Raw genomic sequence first — 19,410 nt, 5'->3', positions numbered from 1 at the left:
TGAGTTAATCTAACATCTCAAAATAGGCCATTTTTATGCAGATTTTAGTTGTAGGCGCTACGGGTGGAACAGGACTTCAGGCCGTTGAGCAGTCGCTCCAACGGGGCTATTACGTAACCGCTTTTGTGCGCGACCCGGCCAAACTTGCCATCAAACATCCTAATCTGACTATCCTGATCGGGGACGTATTGAAACCGGATACTTTGTTGCCTGCCGTACGGCGCCAGGATGCGGTGTTTTGTGCATTAGGGAGTAGGCCGGGGCAGCAGAGTCAGGCTGTGACCGACGGGACCAAAAACTTAATTGATGCGATGCAGCAGGTTAATGTCAGACGGCTGCTTGTCGTGTCATCGCTGGGGGTAGGAACCAGTTATGAAGAAGCGCCCTGGCTTAGTAAGCTGGTTATCAGTACGTTCTTAAAGGGAGCTATTGACGAAAAAGAAGAACAGGAAGCCTTTGTTCGCCAGAGTAATCTTGATTGGACAATCGCCCGCCCGACTAGCCTGACAAACGGACCGCTGACGCATCAGCTACGTGTCGGTGAACATCTACCCTTTCCCCGGTTAGTCATGCCGCGGATCAGCCGCGCCGACGTAGCGGATTTTCTTCTGAATCGAATCGAAAGTGATACGTATCTGCATAAGGCTGTAACTATAACGGGCAGATAGTTCGTTGAATGTACTCAGTTCGGATGCGAGCTTACGATTTTGCAGTCGCAGCGTTTGGTTTCGGCGGGCAACGTAACGGGTTTGTCGAAGGTGCTTTGCGGGGCCAGTGTGCGCGAGAAAGTCGTGAATTTCTCCTTGATTACTTTATCATTTTCGTCGTAGGCGACGAGTTTCACCGATACGTCTGAATGCGTTCTTGACGAAAAATTCTTCACTACTACGTTCACCGTCGACGTAACCAGTACGTTATCCAGGTCCGTGCAATCAACGCTCAGGTCGATGGTTGAGGGTGAAAATGAGGTGTGATTCCGTTGTGAGACGAAATAAAGAATCACTCCACCGACAACAAGAAGTATCAACAGGAGTCTAATCAGCGATTTCATGGGTAGTGTAAAGGGGATATTCGCGGTAGTCAGATTTATACTAAACGATACGTATCACAATAAGTCGTATCAATTATTTGAACTTTCCTGTTGTTCTTGAGCCTCGCGTTCCCGCCGTTTTCGTTCCCGTCGTTCCTGCCGAAGCTGTTTACGTGTTTTGACCGTATCAGTAGGAGCCGCTTCGTTCGAAACGGTAGTATTCGGCTGAGACTCAGCAGGTGGTGCAGCGTCATTTTTCTCTTCGCTCTTCTTTCCTTTAAACAAACGACGGAAGAAACCTCCAATTCCAGTGCCCTCATCTTCGTCAACTTCTTCACCATTTGGGTCAGGAAACAGTAAATCGGGCTGGTAAATCGAATCGATAGGAGTGACCTGCTGGCGTAAACCTTCACGAAGCCGCACATTGTAGAATCCGTAGGCGCCGGAATCAGGAGCTGTCAGCCCACGCCGGGCCATGATACGTCCGATAAGCTTGAAATAGCCCCGTACATTCCTGGTCTGTAACGTACCATCGGGCACAAACCAGTCGAGCGCCCGTTTGGGTCGGGGGACCACAAAAGCCAGAAAAATACTTTCACCTAAGTCCAGATTGGCCGGGCTTTTGTCGAAATAATAGCGGGCCGCTTCACCGATACCGTATTTGTTACGTCCCCATTCAATGATGTTCAGATATACTTCATACATCCTTTCTTTAGAGACAATATGTTGATTCTCAATGAGCCATACGATGAGAATCTCTTCGACTTTGCGCGAAAGCGTTTTGTTTCGGTTCAGAAAAACGTTTTTCACCAACTGCATCGAAATCGTACTGGCACCCCGTTTGAACGACTTCTCTTTAAAATTTGTCGCAATTGACACCCGGAAGGCTTTTTCGTTAAAACCTTTGTGGGTGAAGAAATTGTAATCTTCCGAGGTGAGTAAGGCGTTGCGTAAGTCTGGCGAAATCTGCGCAAGCGGTGTATAATTAGGATTTTCCGGACCAACGATGATGTCGCGGACGGGCTTCCCTTTTTCGTAGGGCGTGTAGATAAAGGGTCGATTTATCATTGAAAAATCGGTTTGCCCCATACGTAAAATCTTAAATCCTTCGGACGTCATCCCCGAATTGAACTTAACCGAGTCAGGCAACGCCGTATCCAATTGAAATGCCATATCGTATTTCAACTTACCTGCCACCTTCATCCCTTCGAGTGATTCGAACAAGCCCTGCGGAAAGGAATTAATCAGTGCCTGTGCATCCATCGAGCCAGTATGAAGCTGTAATTCATAGACTTTGTTGGAAACCGGCGTTTTGTCCGACGTATTACGTACCGCCCTAACCTGAGGCTGTTCATCATTTCTGGAAAGGGTGTATTTCAGAAACGGATGGGCACTCACCTGGCCCAGATACAGCGTCGATGAACTGTCGATACCAACATAATTCTCGCCCACAAACAGATTGGCATCCATAGCGGCACGCTTCACTAGTACGTCGGTACGGGCAATGGCGGGGTGATTGATACGTAAGTTCTGCACCGAACCAGCTCCTTCCATACGGAACTCTCCTCCCGAACGGTCTACGTCCCGAAGCTGCGCCCGTAGTGTATCGGCCTGTACCTTAAGATTGTACTTTTTCTGGATGTATGGAATTTCAATAGGCTTGCCATCGGCGTATAAAGCCAGGTCATATTCGCGGCCGCGGGGATCGGCAGTACCCGCTACGTGCCAGGTCGCCTGATTTCCGTTGAGTTTTATGGTCGATGTAACCGCTTCGTCTTCAATAACAGCCGTTTGCGTGAGCAGGCTCAACGTATCATTGCTGTCCATCGCCCGGAACTCCAGATTTGTTACGTTCAGATCGTCGGGAATTTTGGACAGAATATTGTCGATCAGATTTTCGGCTACTTCCGATAAGTCAGTACGTCGTCCGGTTTCGCGGGGCGTTTCGTCAACCTGAGTTGAATCGCGTTTTTTACGTAGCAGAAAGTCGACGTTGGACAGTGAATCGCGTTTGATGACCTGAATCAGACCATTTTCGAGCGTCATACCTGATAAACCAACCTTTCCGGCCAATAACGGCCAGAAGCGAACGGAAACTTCAACCTGTCCTATTCGAGCCAGGCTGTCGCGTTCTTCAGGGACAACCGAAATATTCGTAAACGCTACTGAACTGAGTCCTGTGAATCGGGCAGAACCGATACGTACGTCGAGTTTATAATCGCGCTTGGCCTTTTTAATAGCTCGTTCGAGAGTAGACTGTAGAAGTTTCTCCCGTTTGGAGTAGGCAATACCCGCTCCCACACAGGCAATTAAAAAAATGCTTAAAAACACCCAGCCCGCAATTCGCAAGGCTTTCCGTTGACTATATGTCATGCTTTGTCACTATTCGCGAACCACAAAGATAGCGTTTTATAAGCATAGGGCATAGGAGAAGGGGCAAAGGGCAGAGGGGTAAGGGTATAAGGAAAAGAATTTATTCAGGTAGTCTCCACACCCTGTGCTCAAAGCCCTTTGCCCTTTGCTAAAAATCGAGGTGGCAATTTGTCCAGCCGTCGTCGAAGCGGGTGCCGAATTGTTTGTAGAAACCGATGGCCGGTTCGTTCCAGTCGAGTACCTGCCACATCATACCTGTGCAGTTAGTTTCGTGGGCCATTTCGACAGCAGCATCGAGCAGTAGTTTACCCACTCCATATCCGCGAAAGGATTCCGTAACAATGATGTCTTCGAGATACAGGCGTTTCCCTTTCCAGGTCGAATACCGGAAAAAATACAGCGCCATACCGACAATTTTTTTCGTTTCCGAATCTTCGGCCATGATCATGCCAAACAGCGGATTGGGCCCAAACCCATCCAGAGCCATTTGCTCAACCGTGTTAGTAACCTGATCGGCCGCACGTTCATAAACGGCTAGCTCCATCACTAAATCAAATGCGTCGGGTATATCCTCAAGAGTGCCGGGGCGAATTATAATCATTTTGGAATGGTGAAAGAAGGTGATAAATCTGTAGACAATTGTACAGCATTCATTGTAGATTATCCATTAATTTCCGCCATTTATTCAGAGCAGATTGAAAATCTTCTGGTAATTCAGAGTCAAATTGAAGCCATTGCCGGGTTTTCGGATGGGTAAAGCCCAATGATTTGGCGTGTAATGCCTGCCGGGGTAGTAGTTTAAACGCGTTCTCAACAAAGGCTTTGTAGCTCCCGACAGGATTTCCGCGTAGAATCCGGTCGCCACCATACGTAGCGTCGTTGAATAGCGGGTGACCAATGTGCTTCAAATGCGCTCGAATCTGGTGGGTACGACCCGTTTCCAGATTGCACTGAAGCAGAGTAACATAGCGTAAATCTTCCAACGTTTTATAATGCGTAACGGCCCATTTGCCCTTACTTTCGTCATCGTAAATGGTCTGCACTTTTCGGTCACGTACCGACCGACCAATGTAGCCAGTTATGGTGCCATTTGGCGGATTCGGAATGCCCCACGCAAGGGCATTATAGGTACGTTCGATGGTGTGCTCGAAAAACTGCCGGGCCAGATGCGTCATGGCGTATTCGGTTTTGGCAATTACCATTAGCCCCGACGTGTCTTTGTCGATGCGGTGAACGAGTCCAGGGCGAATGTCGCCATTACGCGACGTCGGAAGGTTCTGAAAATGATACACTAACCCGTTCACCAACGTACCGTCCCAATTGCCGTGCGCCGGATGAACCACCATACCCGCCGGCTTATTGAGCACCAGCAAATCATCGTCCTCGAAAACAATGTTTAAGGGAATATTTTCGGGTTTGACATCGGTGTCGCGGGGCGGGTGCGGCAGCGAAATAGTGATGACATCAAGCGGCTTAACTTTATAACTGGCCTTCGTTACGTTACCATTCACCCGAACCGACTCTACGTCGATGGCGGCCTGGATTTTGGTTCGGGTAGCGTTTTGCAGCCGATCCATCAGGAAGCGGTCGATACGTAACAACCCCTGGCCTTTATCGACCACAACGCGGTGATGTTCGTATAATTCTTCGTCCTCCGAAAATTCTTCGACTGCTTCGGTCATAGTTGCTACGTTCTGAATAAGTTTGGCAAATTTACGCTTGTTACAAACAAGTACGTAGTGAATCTGATAATCAACTCACCTTTACAATACGTAGCGAATCCTTTTCCTGAGAAGGTAAACATCCGTCTGTACCTGAAGCGCGACGACCTGATTCATCCGCAGATTTCGGGAAATAAATGGCGCAAACTCAAGTATAATTTATTGGCGGCCCGTGAGCAGGGATTCACTACGTTGCTGACCTTTGGCGGGGCCTATTCAAATCATCTATATGCCACGGCTGCGGCTGGTCAGGCGTTTGATTTTCAGACGGTTGGCGTAGTGAGGGGCGAAGAGTTGGCGACGCGACCACGTAACGCTACGTTGGCTGCCTGCGAACGTTTCGGTATGCAACTGCATTTTGTTAGCCGGGCGGATTATCAACGTAAAGAAACCACTGATTTTCAGCAAGAATTAACGTATCAGTTTGGTCCATGCTACGTGCTGCCCGAAGGCGGCACCAATGCGCTGGCGATACGTGGTACGTCGGAAATTTTGCCTGAAATAATAGACCAGTTAGGCTACGTACCGCCTTATGTATGCTGCCCGGTTGGCACGGGTGGAACTGTGGCTGGATTGGCGCAGTCAACCACACAAACAACTGAAATACTGGGCTTTGTAGTACTGAAAATTCCGGAATCTGACCAGCATCAGGGTTGGACCCAAGTTCGGGAGTATCATTTTGGTGGCTACGCTAAAACCACACCCGAACTGGTCGATTTCATTCGTTCGTTTGAACGAACTACCGGGATTTTGCTCGATCAGGTGTATACTGGTAAAATGCTGTACGGCATTTACGACTTAGCCCGAAAAGGATATTTTCCAGCAGATGCAACCGTCGTTGCGGTTCATACGGGTGGATTGCAGGGACGAAGCCCAGAGTTGGATAAGCCGTAAAGCCAATCTTCGAAGAAATTCAATAACTTACCCACATGGAAACGATTTTCACCACCGAACGGGTGCGTCCGTTACTGGCGCGGGTTCGTGAGTTTGTTGATAATGAGTTGATTCCGCTCGAAATGGGCTTCTCGCATCATAAGTTGGGCGAAATAATACCCGTGCTCGATCAAAAACGCGAACTGCTAAAAACCGCTGGTTTGTGGGGTTTGCATTTATCAAAAGAAGAAGGCGGACATGGATTGACGCTCTGCGAATTTGGGCAGATCAGCGAAGTGCTGGCCTATGCTCCTTTTTTCGGGCACTACGTATTTGGTTGTCAGGCACCCGATATTGGGAACACTGAACTACTGCACAAGTTTGCTTCGGCTGAATTGAAAGAGCGTTATTTAAAACCGTTGATGGCGGGCGAAATCCGTTCCTGTTTTTCGATGACGGAGCCTGAATTTGCGGGGTCGAATCCTACCCGTATGGCTACATTGGCAGTCCGTGAACGGTCCGCCGTTGCGGGCGACGAATACGTAATAAATGGTCGAAAATGGTTCACCTCTTCGGCCGACGGTGCTACGTTCGCAGTTGTGATGGCGGTCACGAATCCCGATGCGGCACCCCACCAGCGAGCCAGCATGATTATCGTTCCGACCGACACGCCGGGCTTCAAAATAGAACGTAACATCCCTGTTTTTGGCGAAGCGGGTGAAGGCTGGTTCAGTCACTCCGAAGTGACGTATACGAACTGCCGGGTGCCGGTTTCGAACGTCATTGCGGGCGAAGGAATGGGCTTTCGGCTGGCCCAGGAACGACTGGGGCCGGGGCGTGTCCATCACTGCATGCGCTGGATTGGCAACGCCGAAAAAGCCTTCGATCTGATGTGTAAACGAGCCGCTACGCGCGAAATAGAAGACAACGTAATGCTGGGCGAAAAACAGTTTATTCAGGATTTCATCGCCGAAAGTCGGGCCGAAATTGATGCCTGTCGCCTATACGTACTCAACACGGCGCATATGATCGATACGGTTGGCGTGAGCAACGTCCGCGATGCGGTGTCGGGTATCAAATTTTACGTTGCCAACGCATTTTTGCGCGTTCTCGACCGGGCTATTCAGGTGCACGGTGCGCTGGGCGTTACGGATGATACGGTGCTGGCCAGTATGTACCGACACGAGCGTGGTGCCCGCATTTGGGATGGTGCCGATGAAGTGCATAAGCAGAATCTTGCTATCAGCATCCTGAAAAAATACGGTTTGGATATCAAGCAGAAGGCAAAAGAATTGCGACAATTTCGCCAGTTGATGGCCGCTGAACAACTTAATGGATAGTGACAAAAAACTCCCTTCAAAGTAGGTATTCACTATGATTTCTCCTGATTCCCCTCGTGCCGTTCGTTCGGGTGAAGAGCTTGATGCAGAGGTACTTAATACGTATCTTCAGCAACACGTACCAGAAATGGGCCCCGTTCTGTCGGTGCAGCAATTTCCAGGCGGTTTCTCGAACCTGACGTACTGCCTGAAAACGGAAGAACAGGAGTATGTGCTACGTCGCCCGCCGTTTGGCGCGAACATCAAAGGTGGTCACGACATGGGCCGCGAGTTTCGGGTGCTGTCGCTGCTGAGGGGGCATTACGATAAAATTCCAGAGCCAATTGTGTACTGCGAATCAACCGACGTATTAGGAGCACCGTTTTACATCATGAAACGGGTGTCAGGCATCATCCTGCGGGCATCGATGGCCCCCAAACTCAATCTTCCCGAAGCGTTGATGCGCCAGCTTTCCGAAGCGTTGGTCGATAACCTGGTCGAGATTCACGCGCTGGATATTCAGCAGACGGGATTGGCTCAGTTGGGAAAACCCGCTGGCTACGTTCAGCGGCAGGTAGAAGGCTGGATTCGTCGTTATCAGGCCGCCGAAACCGACTCAATTTCGGCCATGAATCAGATAGGCGACTGGTTACAAGGGAATTATCCGCCCGAACAAGCCCCCGCTTTTCTGCACAATGATTACAAATTTGACAACGTAGTACTCACTCCTGATCCGAGCACAGGCGAACCTACTCCCGTCATTACGGGTGTGCTGGATTGGGAAATGGCGACCGTCGGTGATCCGCTCATGGATTTGGGCGCTACGTTGGCCTACTGGTCGGAAGCGGGCGATAGTCCGGCGTATCGCAACTTCAATCTGACATGGCTTCCCGGCAATCTCACCCGTCAGGACGTAGTACGTCGGTACGCTGAACGTAGCGGTCGCGACGTATCATCCATCTTGTTTTACTACGTTTTCGGTCTTTACAAAAATGCCGTGATAGCCCAGCAGATTTACGCACGCTGGAAACAGGGGCACAGTCAGGATGCACGATTCGGACACCTGCTTCCCGTGATTATTGAACTGGCCGACAAAGCGGTTACCTCAGTGAAACGCGGAGCGATTTAGGGAGAAAGCCCGTCTTCGTAAATTAACTTGGATAGAATGAAGGTCGATTCATTTGATTTCTCTACCTTTCCTGAGCATCGTAGATAATTGATGATGCTTCAAACCTTTAACTGTTTTCTTCGCTCATGACCGAGTATCAAACTCCGAAAGATCGCGCTTATGTCGATACGCTTATTAAATCAGCACCTAAAGAAGCAGCGGCCTTCCTCAACCTCAAGTATACGGCAGAACGGAAGGATGGTGTAATTCCTATAAAGTATCGGGAATTAATGTCTGTGGCTGTTGCACTGACAACCCAATGTGCGTATTGCATTGAATCGCACATTCAGAATGCCGTCGAAGCTGGAGCTACTCGCGAAGAAATTGCCGAAACTGTGTTTATTGCCTCTGCACTCCGGGCAGGCGGAGCCGTCGGAAATGGACTTATGGCCATGCGGCTCTTCGAAGAAATGAGTTCGGAAAAAATGGTATGAAATTAGAATAAAAGGATGTATGAAATATGATGTATCGGGGATAAACCAAAAACCAGCAATACACTATATTTCATACATTATACACCGCCAACAACGCTGGCCCGGCGCAGTCGGTCATTCATGGCAAAGCCAAGTTCCTGATTCGGGAGAGGTTCGGCGTAGATGATGTCGATGGGGAGGTTATCTAAAGCTCGTAAATGGGCAAACAGGTTTTTGGCCGCTTCGTTTAAATCTCCAGTAGGGGATAGGGTACGCTGATAATCAGCATGTATACCGCCAAACGGTTGCCGAAAAACCAGAGCGCCAGCTCGCTCGCTCGGCTCCGGACTTTCGCCGGGAGCCAACAAAATCAACGGTTTCCGAGGAGCGTAGTGGCTGCTGAGCATACCCGGTGCTTTTGGGTTCGAGGTTGAATGCGTACGGACCGAAACGGGGCCAATAACCTGCTCAATCTGCTCCAGCGCCATGCCGCCCAACCGAAAAACCGTAGCCTGGTCATCCTCAAACCCAATAATCGTTGACTCCAGTCCAATACCTGCCGAGCCGCCATCCAGAATATAGGGAATCTGATTGCCTAACTGGTCTGCTACGTGTTGCGCCGTCGTGGGGCTGATGTAGCCAAATGGGTTGGCGCTCGGAGCTGCCAGTGGAAAGTCAAGCGAACGTAGTAACCTCAGCGTCAGCGGATGATTGGGAATACGTACCGCTACTCTCGGCAACCCCGACGTAACGAGATCGGAAATCAGATCGCGTTTTGGGAGCAGCAGCGTCAGCGGCCCCGGCCAGAACGTATCGGCCAGCTTTCGGGCGGCATCAGGAACCGACGTAACGAACTGATCCAGTTTTTCGAGAGAGTCAGTATGAATAATGAGCGGGTCGAACGAAGGGCGGTTCTTGACCCGAAAAATGGTCAGAACAGCATCGGGATTCAGGGCATTGCCGGCCAGACCGTAAACGGTTTCTGTGGGAATGCCCACTACGTTACCTGCTTCCAGAAATCCTTTTGCTGATTGCCAGTCAGTACCAATTTGTGCCATGTGAATAAGGGCATAGAGCATGGGGCGCGGGGCAGAGGGTGAAATAAATAATGGTCATTTACCCACTGCCCCGCGCCCCGCTGGCTCTTGCTATCTAATGATGGGCTCCGCCGGGGCCATGCACGTGGCCATGAGACAGTTCATCAGGAGTGGCGTCGCGAACGGCAATAACTTCTACGTCGAAATGCAGCGTCTTGCCAGCAAGTGGGTGATTTCCATCAACTACGATAAATTCAGGTTCAACACCAACGACGGTGATTACCTGCCCGTCGTTAGACTGAAACTGCATCCCCGCTTCCACCGGCTGTCCGCCAAAGGCTTTACGAGGTACCCGTTCGGTTAGATTCGGGTCGAGTTCACCGTAGCCTTTTTCGGGCGCTATTTCAACCTGAAAATGGTCGCCAGTTTTGCGTCCTTCCAGACTTTCTTCCATACCCGGAATCAGATTATGCGCCCCGTGCAGGTAATACAGCGGATCGCGCCCCTGGCTGCTATCCAGAATAGTACCATTACTATCCCGAAGGGTATAATGGATGGCGGCCACTGCGTCTTTTGTAATTGTCATGATGGATTGAGTTTAGGGAGTGCCATCTTTGGCAGCCCTTTACGTATTACAACAAGTGAAGGTGCAAAGTTGCGTGAATTCCTCAAGAATTTGCACGTACGGTCTGAGTGAATGGCTACTTTTTATAAACGGCGGATTGACGTATAGGCTAGTTAGTTTAGATGATTCTGTAGATTGGGTTTCTGGTTTATGTACAAAATCGGATAATAGCCACTTGCCATTTTATTTGTTTTTAATAAAATATGATATGTGTACAATATTTATATAAACTAAACTTAAGGTTGCCGAACAATAAATATTAAATATAATTTTAGCTGTACAGGATATGATATTTGGCTATGCTTAAACTTATTTTTAAAATTTGATCGTGTAAACTGTCATATATACAGCGAAAATAAATAGCTGTTAAGTTCTGGTCAAAAAGTAAATAATCACATTATTCTAATCACCTCAACTCATTTTTTAACCGAATACTTTATGTCAAAACTATTTACTCTATGGGTATTAATACTCATTTGGTTGGCTAGCCTTTCAGCCGTTGCCCAGACTTATAACTATGCTAAACTCTTTGGGTCCGGCGGGGATGACCGGTCTTTTGGTGTTGCTAAAGATGCTGACGGTAATACCTATATATCTGGCCATATCCGAGGTGATGTCAATTTTGGAAATGGTATTTTATTGACAGGTACCACGAGCAGTCACAATGGATTTATCTGTAAAGTAAACCCTACCGGTACGGTTCTATGGGCTAAAAGACTTTCCAGTTCATCGTTGAATATAGCTAATGCAATTGCCGTTGATAATAATGGTAATGTCTACACGACCGGTGTTTATAGTGCAGGAACCAACTTTGGTAATGGTATTGTGCAAACAACTGGTGGAAACGACATCTTCGTCCTCAAGTATGATACAAACGGGAATTTTATCTGGGTAAAGACGTATGGTGGCAGTGGTTCCGGAGCGACACGTACGGCGGAAGAAGGAAAAGCAATTCAGGTAAATGGAGCAGGAACAGAAATTTACGTGACGGGAAGTTTTACCGGACTAGCAAACGGCTCGGGCGTCATTAGTTTTGGCACAGCTCAACAATTTGCAAATCCTTTTCAGAATAATGACATTTTTGTACTCAAATTAGACGCAAGCGGAAACACAGCCTGGGCGGGTACAATTGGTAATAATGGGGGAGAATCCGTTACAGGTCTTGCTTTATCGCCCGATGCTTCATCCGTTTATCTGACAGGGGGGTTTGTTGGTACTGTCGACTTTGATATATCTACAGGTGGTGTGGCTAACACGAATAATTCGGCTGCTAATCAGGTTTGTTTTATCCTAAAATTAAATTCGAGTGGAGTATACCAGTGGGCGAAAGCTGCTGCCACTACAACTGGTTTCGTATCTGCCCCTCTGGGAAATGCTTTGGTAGCGACTAACACGGACGTTTACGCTGGAGGACATTTTCGGAATACGATGGATTTTAACCCAGGCCCAGGTGCACCTTTAACCTCTGCGGGACAATCTGATATTTTCATCTGGAAACTGGATGCTTCGGGTAATTTCGGTTGGGCGAAACGTATTGGCGGTGCAACTGGCGATGACGTAGGTGGTATTTCTTTGGACCCCAGTGGGAATATTTATCTAACTGGAAGTTTTAGTGGCACTGTAGATTTTGATCCAGATCCGGTAACGTCAACTACTCTTGCTGCAGCAGGTACTAGTAACGATGCCTATGCGCTCAAGTTAAGCCCAATTGGTACGTTTGTAGGGGTTGTTAAGATCGGAGGATCTGGATTCGACTATGGTAATGGAATTGTTCCCAAGAGTACTACGGAAGCGGTGGTTGTTGGAGCCGTTACGGGAGGGGTGCCAATTACGTTCTCCCCAACGAATACGACAACAGCAGCAGCAGATCGTGATGCTTTCTATGCCAGTTATACATTTGCTGATCCGCCTTTACCCACGCTCATAACGGGGCAGCCGGCCTCGGCCAGCACGGTTTGTAGCGGACGTGCTGTAAGTATTTCTGTACAGGCGATAGGAGCGGCATTGACGTATCAATGGTACCGGGGTAATCCGGGTGATACGTCAACTCCGTTAGGCGGGGAAACGAGCGCTACGTTATCGCTCACGAATGTGCAAGAGGAAGATGAGGGCACTTATTTTGTTCGCGTAACGGGTAACAGCGGTACTGTCGATTCGAATGGTTTTACATTGACTGTAGAAGCGGCCCCTGCCGTTATGTTATCTCCCAATGGGCAGCTCACTTGCTCCGTGCTCGAAGTGACCTTGAGCGCTAGTGGGGCTAATTCATATACCTTCACCGGACCGGGCATGGTCAATCAGGCCAATAACGTAGCGACGGTCAATCAACCGGGCACGTATTCCGTTACGGCCACCAGCGTCAATGGTTGTACTGCCGTACAGACCACTATCGTACAATCTGACACAGCTATCCCCACCATTACGTTGGGCAATAACGGTACGTTGACCTGCTCGGTAACTCAAGTGACTCTAAGTGCCAGCGGGGCTAATTCCTATACATTTACCGGACCGGGCATCGTGAGTCAGGCCAACAATGTAGCGTATGTGAACCTGCCGGGTACCTACACGGTGGTGGCCTCAGGAGCTAATGGATGCACGGCCACTCAGACCACTACGGTTCAGTCGGATACGTCCACCCCAGTCATTACGTTAGGCAATAGTGGTACGTTGACCTGTTCGGTGGCTCAGGTGACTCTAAGTGCCAGCGGGGCTAACTCATATACCTTCACCGGTCCAAGCGTCGTGAGCCAGGCCAACAACGTAGCGTATGTGGATCAACCCGGTACTTACACCGTAGTGGCCTCGGGGGCCAACGGCTGCACGGCCACTCAGACGACCACGGTTCAATCCGATACGTCTACGCCAGCTATTACGTTAGGCAATAGTGGTACGTTGACCTGTTCAGTGTCCCAGATTACAGTAAGTGCTAGTGGCGCTAATTCGTACACCTTCACCGGTCCCGGCATTGTCAGTCAGGCCAACAATGCGGCTTATGTGAACCTGCCGGGTACCTACACGGTGGTGGCCTCAGGAGCCAATGGATGCACGGCGACTCAAACCACCACCGTGTACTCAGATACGTCCACCCCCGCCGTTACGTTGGGCAATAACGGTACGTTAACCTGTTCGGTAACTCAGGTGACTCTAAGTGCCAGCGGGGCTAATTCGTATACCTTCACCGGTCCAAGCGTCGTGAGCCAGGCCAATAACGTAGCGATGGTCAATCAGCCGGGCACCTACACGGTGACAGCTTCCAATCCCAATGGTTGCACCGCTTCCCAGACTACTACAGTGTATTCTGATACGTCTACGCCCGCCATTACATTGGGTAACAATGGTACGTTGACCTGCTCAGTAGCCCAAGTGACCTTGAGCGCTAGTGGGGCTAATTCGTATACGTTCACGGGTCCGAGTGTGGTCAGCCAGGCCAACAACGTAGCGTATGTGGATCAACCCGGTACCTACACCGTAGTGGCCTCGGGGGCCAACGGCTGCACCGCCACTCAGACGACCACGGTTCAGTCGGATACCGCTACACCGATTATCACGTTAGGCAACAATGGTACGTTGACCTGCTCAGTAGCCCAAGTGACCTTGAGCGCTAGTGGGGCTAATTCGTATACGTTCACGGGTCCGAGTGTGGTCAGCCAGGCCAACAACGTAGCGTATGTGGATCAACCCGGTACCTACACCGTAGTGGCTTCGGGGGCTAACGGCTGCACCGCCACTCAGACTACTACGGTTCAGTCGGATACGTCCACCCCCGCCATTACGTTGGGCAACAATGGTACGTTGACCTGCTCGGTGGCTCAGGTGACTCTAAGTGCTAGTGGGGCTAATTCATATACCTTCACGGGACCGGGCGTAGTCAATCAGTCGAGTAACATAGCTACTGTGAATCAGCCGGGAACTTATACTGTAGTCGCCACAGGGGCTAACGGTTGCACCGCCGTTCAGACGACCACGGTTCAATCCGAGACAACTGTGCCAACGGTGACGCTGACGGCTAATAGTACATTGAGCTGTGCTCAGACCAGTGTGACGTTAACGGCCAGCGGAGCTACTTCCTATACGTTCGCGGGACCGGGCGTGCTGAGTCAGGCGGGTAATCAAGCGCTGGTAAGCGTAGCCGGAACCTATACCGTGACTGCTTCCGGCGTCAATGGCTGTACCGCCACGCAAACTACCATAGTCGAGTCCGATACGGCTGTACCGACGGTGACGTTGACCTCGAGCGGTACATTGAGCTGCGCCCAGACCAGCGTTACACTTACCGCCGGAGGTGGTGTTATTTACAACTTCAATGGGCCAGGGGTGATCAGCCGATCTGGTAATCAGGCGGTGGTGAATGTAGGGGGGACCTACTCCGTGACAGCTACCAGCGCTAATGGGTGTACGGCTATTCAGACTACCAACGTTCAGTCGGATACAACTCTCCCAACGGTAACATTGGCGGCCAGTGGTACGTTAAGCTGTGCTCAGGCCAGTGTAACATTGACGGCTGTGGGCGGTGCTACGTATGTATTCGGTGGTCCGGGTGTAATCAGTCAATTGGGTAATCAGGCGGTGGTGAATGTAGGTGGAACGTATTCGGTAACAGCTACCAGTGCCAATGGCTGTACCGCTACCCAGACTACTTCTGTCCAGTCGGATACTTCAGTTCCTGCGGTAACGCTCGCAGTCAGTGGTAGCCTAAACTGCACCCAGACCAGTGTTGTCCTAACGGCGACGCCGGGCTTTGTCAGCTATGCTTTCAGCGCCGGTACGGGACAGCCGGGATGGCCGTCGAGTAATACCGCTGTTGTTAGTTCGTCGGGTCTTTTCACTGTTACGGTAACGGCGGGAAATGGCTGTTTGGGTACTGCTTCGGTTCAGGTAATTCAGGACAACAGTGCTCCCGTGGTAACTATTAACCCTAACTCAGCCACACTGACCTGTAGTACAACATCGGTAAGTTTGAGCGCAGTAGGTAGCGGTACGTATCAGTGGAATACAGGCGATGCTTCCCAAGCCATCAGCGTCACAGCGGCCGGTGTCTATTCGGTAACTTTAACAGGTAGCAATGGTTGTACTGGATTTGCCAGCGCTACTGTTTCGCAGGATGTTTCAGTACCTACGGTTTCGATCAGTCCATCGAGTGCTACGTTAACTTGTGCTGCGTCATCAGTAAGTCTGAGTGCGGTAGGTAGTGGTACGTATCTCTGGAACACCGGAGCGACTACCGCTTCGATTTCCGCCACCACGGCTGGAAACTATTCGGTGACTTTGACGGGTGCGAACGGCTGCTCCGCTACTGCTTTGGCTCAGGTTGTTCAGGATAACACGGTACCTACGGTAAGCATCAGTCCTACAAGTGCTACGTTGAGTTGCACCACTACTTCCGTGAGTCTGACAGCCATCGGAACGGGGACGTATCGTTGGAATACAGGAGCTACTACTCAGATTATTAGCGCCACTGCGGCAGACACATATTCGGTTACTTTGACGGGATCAAATGGTTGTACGGCTACGGCTAACGCGCAGGTAACTCAGGACAATTCAGTGCCTACAGTAAGCATCAGTCCTACAAGTGCTACGTTGAGCTGTACGACAACATCGGTAAGTTTGAGCGCGGTAGGTAGTGGTACGTATCTCTGGAATACTGGAGCCACTACTTCTGTGATTTCGGCAACAGCTGGCGGTACGTACTCGGTCACTTTGACGGCAGGAAATGGTTGTAAAGCAACTGCTTTCGCTCAAGTTGTTCAGGATAACTCAGTGCCAACAGTGAGTATTTCACCAGCAAGTGCTACGTTGAACTGTACTACGTCCTCGGTGAGCCTAAGTGCAACAGGAGCTGGTACGTATCTCTGGAACACCGGAGCAACTACGTCCGTTATTTCAGCCACAGCCGCCGGTACGTATTCAGTTACCTTAACGGCCGGTAATGGCTGCACCGCTACTGCGTTGGCTCAGGTTATTCAGGATAATACGGTGCCTACGGTGAGTATCAGCCCGTCGAGTGCTACGTTAAGTTGTACCACGACTTCGGTAAGCCTAAGTGCAGTGGGGGCAGGTACGTATCTCTGGAATACAGGAGCTACAACCCAGGTCATTAGCGCCACTACGGCTGGCAACTATTCGGTCACATTGACGGCGGCAAACGGCTGTAAGGCCATCGCTTACGCCCAGGTAGTACAAGATAACACGGTGCCAACGGTAAGCGTCAGTCCATCAAGTGCTACGTTGAGCTGCACCACTACTTCCGTGAGTTTGAGCGCACTGGGTAGTGGTACGTATCTGTGGAACACGGGGGCAACCTCATCTGTAATTTCTGTTACGTCGGCCGGGAATTACTCGGTCACTTTGACGGCAGGAAACGGTTGTAAAGCCACTGCCAGCGCCACTGTTATTCAGGATAGCAGCGTGCCTACAGTAAGTATTTCGCCCGCGAGTGCTACGTTGAGTTGTTCGATAACTTCGGTGAATCTGAGTGCGGTAGGTACGGGTACGTATCTCTGGAATACGGGTTCTACTTCCCAGGTTATCAGTGCTACTGCGGCCGGTACGTATACTGTTACCTTGACGGCTGGGAATGGCTGTACGGCTACCGCTACGGCCCAGGTTGTGCAGGACAACTCACTGCCTACGGTTAGCATTGCTGCTACGCCTTCATTGACCATTGCTACGGGGCAAAGCGCTACGTTAACGGCCAGTGGTGCCACTACGTATCAGTGGAACAACAGCGCCAATACGCCTGCTATCGTCGTCAATGCACCGGGTGTTTATTCGGTGACGGGTACAACCGGCAACTGTCAGGGCGTAGCCTCTGTGACGGTAGTGCAAACCAACGCGCCATCGGGGCCTTTTGCCATTACGTCGGTGACGACCAACAACTGTCAGCAGATTGCGGCCAACCGGTACGTCATCAATTTCACCCCTGTGTATGCAGGACTTAACGGCCAACCGGTGAGCGTGTCGGTGGTTAACGAGATGTTCCCCACGACGGCACCAGCGCCGTACACGCTCCAGCTTTATACGGATAATCCGGTGATCATTCTGAAGGCGCAGCAGACAGGAACTCCAGGCGAAGCCACGTTCAATTATAACTGGCTGGCCGCTTGCAGTAACCCCATGCCCAATACGCCCCCACGGGTGAATCAGCCGCTGGCGAACCAGATTGCTAAGGTGGGCGAAGCGTTCGGCTACACCATTCCGCAACTCACGTTCACGGATAACGAGACGCCCAACAGTCTGGCGCTGAACGTAACAGGGCTTCCGGCTGGGATGAATTTCACGCAGCCCAACCAGATTGGTGGTGTGCCTGCTATGGTGGGCGTTAGTTTGGTAACGGTAACGGCCACCGATCCGCAGGGACTCGCCGTAAGTACCACTTTCTCACTGAGCGTGGTGCAGCCATCGGGTATGAATACACCACCAACCGTGGCTAATCCCGTTGCCAACCAGGTGGCTACCCAGGGCCAACCCTTCAGTCTGAATGTGAGTGCGGTCTTCACCGATGCCGAGACACCCAACGCCCTGCTGTTGAATAGTAGTCTGCTACCGGCTGGACTGACGCTGGCTGGAGGGGTAATTTCAGGTACGCCTTCGCAAACGGGAACGACCAACATCACGCTGACGGCAACTGACCCCGGCGGACTGTCGGCCACAGCTGGCTTTACCCTAACGGTACAACCGGTGCCAAGTGGTGGCAGTTTCGCGATTACGTCGGTGACAACCAACAATTGCCAGCAGATTTCGGCTAACCGCTACGCCATCAGCTTTACACCAGTTTATAGTGGTACCAACGGTCAGCCCATTAGTTTCTCGGTGGTCAACGAGTTGTTCCCTACCACCGACCCAGGGCCGTACTCGTTACAGCTTTATACGGATAATCCGGTGATCATTCTGAAGGCGCAACAGGGAGGAACTCCCGGTGAAGTGAGTTACAGCTACAACTGGCTGGCGACCTGTGGTAATCCAATGCCGAACACGGCTCCACGCGTGAACCAGCCGCTTATGAATCAGGTGGCTGTAGTGGGTCAGGGCTTTGGTTATACCATTCCGCAGCTGACGTTTACCGACAATGAGACACCTAACAGTCTGGTATTGACGGTGACGGGCTTGCCCGCTGGGTTGAATTTCACGCAGCCGACTCAGATTGGCGGTGTGCCAACTGCAACGGGTGTGAGTACGGTAACGGTGACAGCTACTGATCCACAGGGACTCGCTGTGAGTACTACGTTCCTGTTGACGGTCAATCCGGCGGGTACACCGAACGGCTTTGCTATTACAGGTGTGCAGACAGTTAGCTGCGTGACGCTCAGCGCCGACCGCCGTTCCATAACCTTTACGCCCCAGTACAGTGGAACAGACGGCAGTCCGATTAGTTTCTCGGTGGTGAATGAGATGTTACCCACTACCAATCCGGGACCTTACACGTTGCCACTTTACACAGACAATCCGACGATTCAATTGCGGGCGCAGCAGGGCGGTGCTCAGGCCAGCTATGCCTATAATTGGTTAGCGGCCTGTAGTACTCCGGCGCGTCAGGGATTGGCGGAAGCGGGTCACAATCTGGAAGTTCGGGTACTGGGTAATCCAGTAGAGGGGCCTACGGTTGATGTAGAAGTTCGAGGGGTTGCAGGAGAACGTTTGCAGCTTCAACTGGTTACTACGCAGGGCAACCCTGTGACTCAAAAAGTGGTAGAATCGGCCCGTGAAATCGAAACGGTGCAAATGCCGGTACCGAGCGAAGGCGGGGTTTATATTCTGAAAGTCAGTACTTCGCAGAAAAACAGCGTAGTTAAGGTGTTACGGCGATAAAGTTGGTAAAAACGGCAGCCGCCCTGGATATTGAAAAATGTCCAGG

At 50.7% G+C, this 19,410-nt stretch carries 12 protein-coding genes; 6 read left to right on the top strand and 6 right to left on the bottom strand.

Annotated elements, in window-relative coordinates; translation table 11 throughout:
- The first annotated feature begins 35 nt into the window (after nucleotides 1-35).
- A complete protein-coding gene (locus tag ACYVF1_RS13865; RefSeq protein WP_461079663.1) occupies nucleotides 36-668 on the top strand; it encodes an NAD(P)-dependent oxidoreductase in 633 nt (210 codons plus the stop codon).
- A gap of 14 nt (nucleotides 669-682) precedes the next feature.
- Here ACYVF1_RS13865 and ACYVF1_RS13860 read toward each other — a convergent pair whose 3' ends face one another.
- The 4 genes from ACYVF1_RS13860 to ACYVF1_RS13845 form a co-directional block, all read right to left on the bottom strand.
- Nucleotides 683-1,051, bottom strand: a complete 369-nt coding sequence (locus ACYVF1_RS13860) for a hypothetical protein (RefSeq protein WP_461079661.1) — start codon at nucleotides 1,049-1,051, stop codon at nucleotides 683-685.
- Between the two features lie 69 nt (nucleotides 1,052-1,120).
- Complete coding sequence (locus ACYVF1_RS13855; protein ID WP_461079659.1) at nucleotides 1,121-3,403, bottom strand: transglycosylase domain-containing protein; 2,283 nt, start codon at nucleotides 3,401-3,403, stop codon at nucleotides 1,121-1,123.
- Nucleotides 3,404-3,551: 148 nt separating this feature from the next.
- Nucleotides 3,552-4,004: a GNAT family N-acetyltransferase gene (locus tag ACYVF1_RS13850; RefSeq protein WP_461079657.1), complete on the bottom strand. Its 453-nt coding sequence runs from the start codon at nucleotides 4,002-4,004 to the stop codon at nucleotides 3,552-3,554.
- Between the two features lie 49 nt (nucleotides 4,005-4,053).
- Nucleotides 4,054-5,085, bottom strand: coding sequence for an RluA family pseudouridine synthase (locus ACYVF1_RS13845; protein WP_461079655.1), 1,032 nt, complete (start codon nucleotides 5,083-5,085; stop codon nucleotides 4,054-4,056).
- A 57-nt stretch (nucleotides 5,086-5,142) separates the two neighbouring features.
- Between ACYVF1_RS13845 and ACYVF1_RS13840 the strand changes: the two genes are divergently transcribed.
- The 4 genes from ACYVF1_RS13840 (at nucleotide 5,143) to ACYVF1_RS13825 (ending at nucleotide 8,918) form a co-directional block, all read left to right on the top strand.
- Complete coding sequence (locus ACYVF1_RS13840) at nucleotides 5,143-6,018, top strand: 1-aminocyclopropane-1-carboxylate deaminase/D-cysteine desulfhydrase (protein ID WP_461079653.1); 876 nt, start codon at nucleotides 5,143-5,145, stop codon at nucleotides 6,016-6,018.
- Nucleotides 6,019-6,053: 35 nt separating this feature from the next.
- Entirely contained in the window at nucleotides 6,054-7,337 is a 1,284-nt protein-coding gene (locus ACYVF1_RS13835; RefSeq protein ID WP_461079651.1) for an acyl-CoA dehydrogenase family protein, read from the top strand.
- Nucleotides 7,338-7,371: 34 nt separating this feature from the next.
- Nucleotides 7,372-8,445, top strand: coding sequence for a phosphotransferase family protein (locus ACYVF1_RS13830; protein WP_461079649.1), 1,074 nt, complete (start codon nucleotides 7,372-7,374; stop codon nucleotides 8,443-8,445).
- A gap of 125 nt (nucleotides 8,446-8,570) precedes the next feature.
- Nucleotides 8,571-8,918: a carboxymuconolactone decarboxylase family protein gene (locus tag ACYVF1_RS13825; RefSeq protein ID WP_461079647.1), complete on the top strand. Its 348-nt coding sequence runs from the start codon at nucleotides 8,571-8,573 to the stop codon at nucleotides 8,916-8,918.
- A gap of 77 nt (nucleotides 8,919-8,995) precedes the next feature.
- On the opposite strand, the gene ACYVF1_RS13820 is transcribed toward ACYVF1_RS13825, so the two are convergent.
- Together ACYVF1_RS13820 and ACYVF1_RS13815 are read right to left on the bottom strand one after the other, a co-directional pair.
- Entirely contained in the window at nucleotides 8,996-9,955 is a 960-nt protein-coding gene (locus tag ACYVF1_RS13820; protein ID WP_461080754.1) for an L-threonylcarbamoyladenylate synthase, read from the bottom strand.
- A gap of 94 nt (nucleotides 9,956-10,049) precedes the next feature.
- Nucleotides 10,050-10,520, bottom strand: a complete 471-nt coding sequence (locus ACYVF1_RS13815) for an FKBP-type peptidyl-prolyl cis-trans isomerase (RefSeq protein WP_461079645.1) — start codon at nucleotides 10,518-10,520, stop codon at nucleotides 10,050-10,052.
- Between the two features lie 477 nt (nucleotides 10,521-10,997).
- Between ACYVF1_RS13815 and ACYVF1_RS13810 the strand changes: the two genes are divergently transcribed.
- Complete coding sequence (locus tag ACYVF1_RS13810; protein ID WP_461079643.1) at nucleotides 10,998-19,364, top strand: putative Ig domain-containing protein; 8,367 nt, start codon at nucleotides 10,998-11,000, stop codon at nucleotides 19,362-19,364.
- Nucleotides 19,365-19,410: the final 46 nt, after the last annotated feature.

It is taken from the genome of Spirosoma flavus (genome assembly GCF_054778555.1).
This window is presented reverse-complemented; position numbering and strand designations above follow the sequence as displayed.

Coding starts and splice junctions, on each gene's coding strand:
- ACYVF1_RS13865 (WP_461079663.1), top strand. CDS start 36: ATGCAGATTTTAGTTGTAGGCGCTACGGGTGGAACAGGACTTCAGGCC.
- ACYVF1_RS13830 (WP_461079649.1), top strand. CDS start 7,372: ATGATTTCTCCTGATTCCCCTCGTGCCGTTCGTTCGGGTGAAGAGCTT.
- ACYVF1_RS13860 (WP_461079661.1), bottom strand. CDS start 1,051: ATGAAATCGCTGATTAGACTCCTGTTGATACTTCTTGTTGTCGGTGGA.
- ACYVF1_RS13845 (WP_461079655.1), bottom strand. CDS start 5,085: ATGACCGAAGCAGTCGAAGAATTTTCGGAGGACGAAGAATTATACGAA.
- ACYVF1_RS13850 (WP_461079657.1), bottom strand. CDS start 4,004: ATGATTATAATTCGCCCCGGCACTCTTGAGGATATACCCGACGCATTT.
- ACYVF1_RS13825 (WP_461079647.1), top strand. CDS start 8,571: ATGACCGAGTATCAAACTCCGAAAGATCGCGCTTATGTCGATACGCTT.
- ACYVF1_RS13835 (WP_461079651.1), top strand. CDS start 6,054: ATGGAAACGATTTTCACCACCGAACGGGTGCGTCCGTTACTGGCGCGG.
- ACYVF1_RS13855 (WP_461079659.1), bottom strand. CDS start 3,403: ATGACATATAGTCAACGGAAAGCCTTGCGAATTGCGGGCTGGGTGTTT.
- ACYVF1_RS13810 (WP_461079643.1), top strand. CDS start 10,998: ATGTCAAAACTATTTACTCTATGGGTATTAATACTCATTTGGTTGGCT.
- ACYVF1_RS13815 (WP_461079645.1), bottom strand. CDS start 10,520: ATGACAATTACAAAAGACGCAGTGGCCGCCATCCATTATACCCTTCGG.
- ACYVF1_RS13820 (WP_461080754.1), bottom strand. CDS start 9,955: ATGGCACAAATTGGTACTGACTGGCAATCAGCAAAAGGATTTCTGGAA.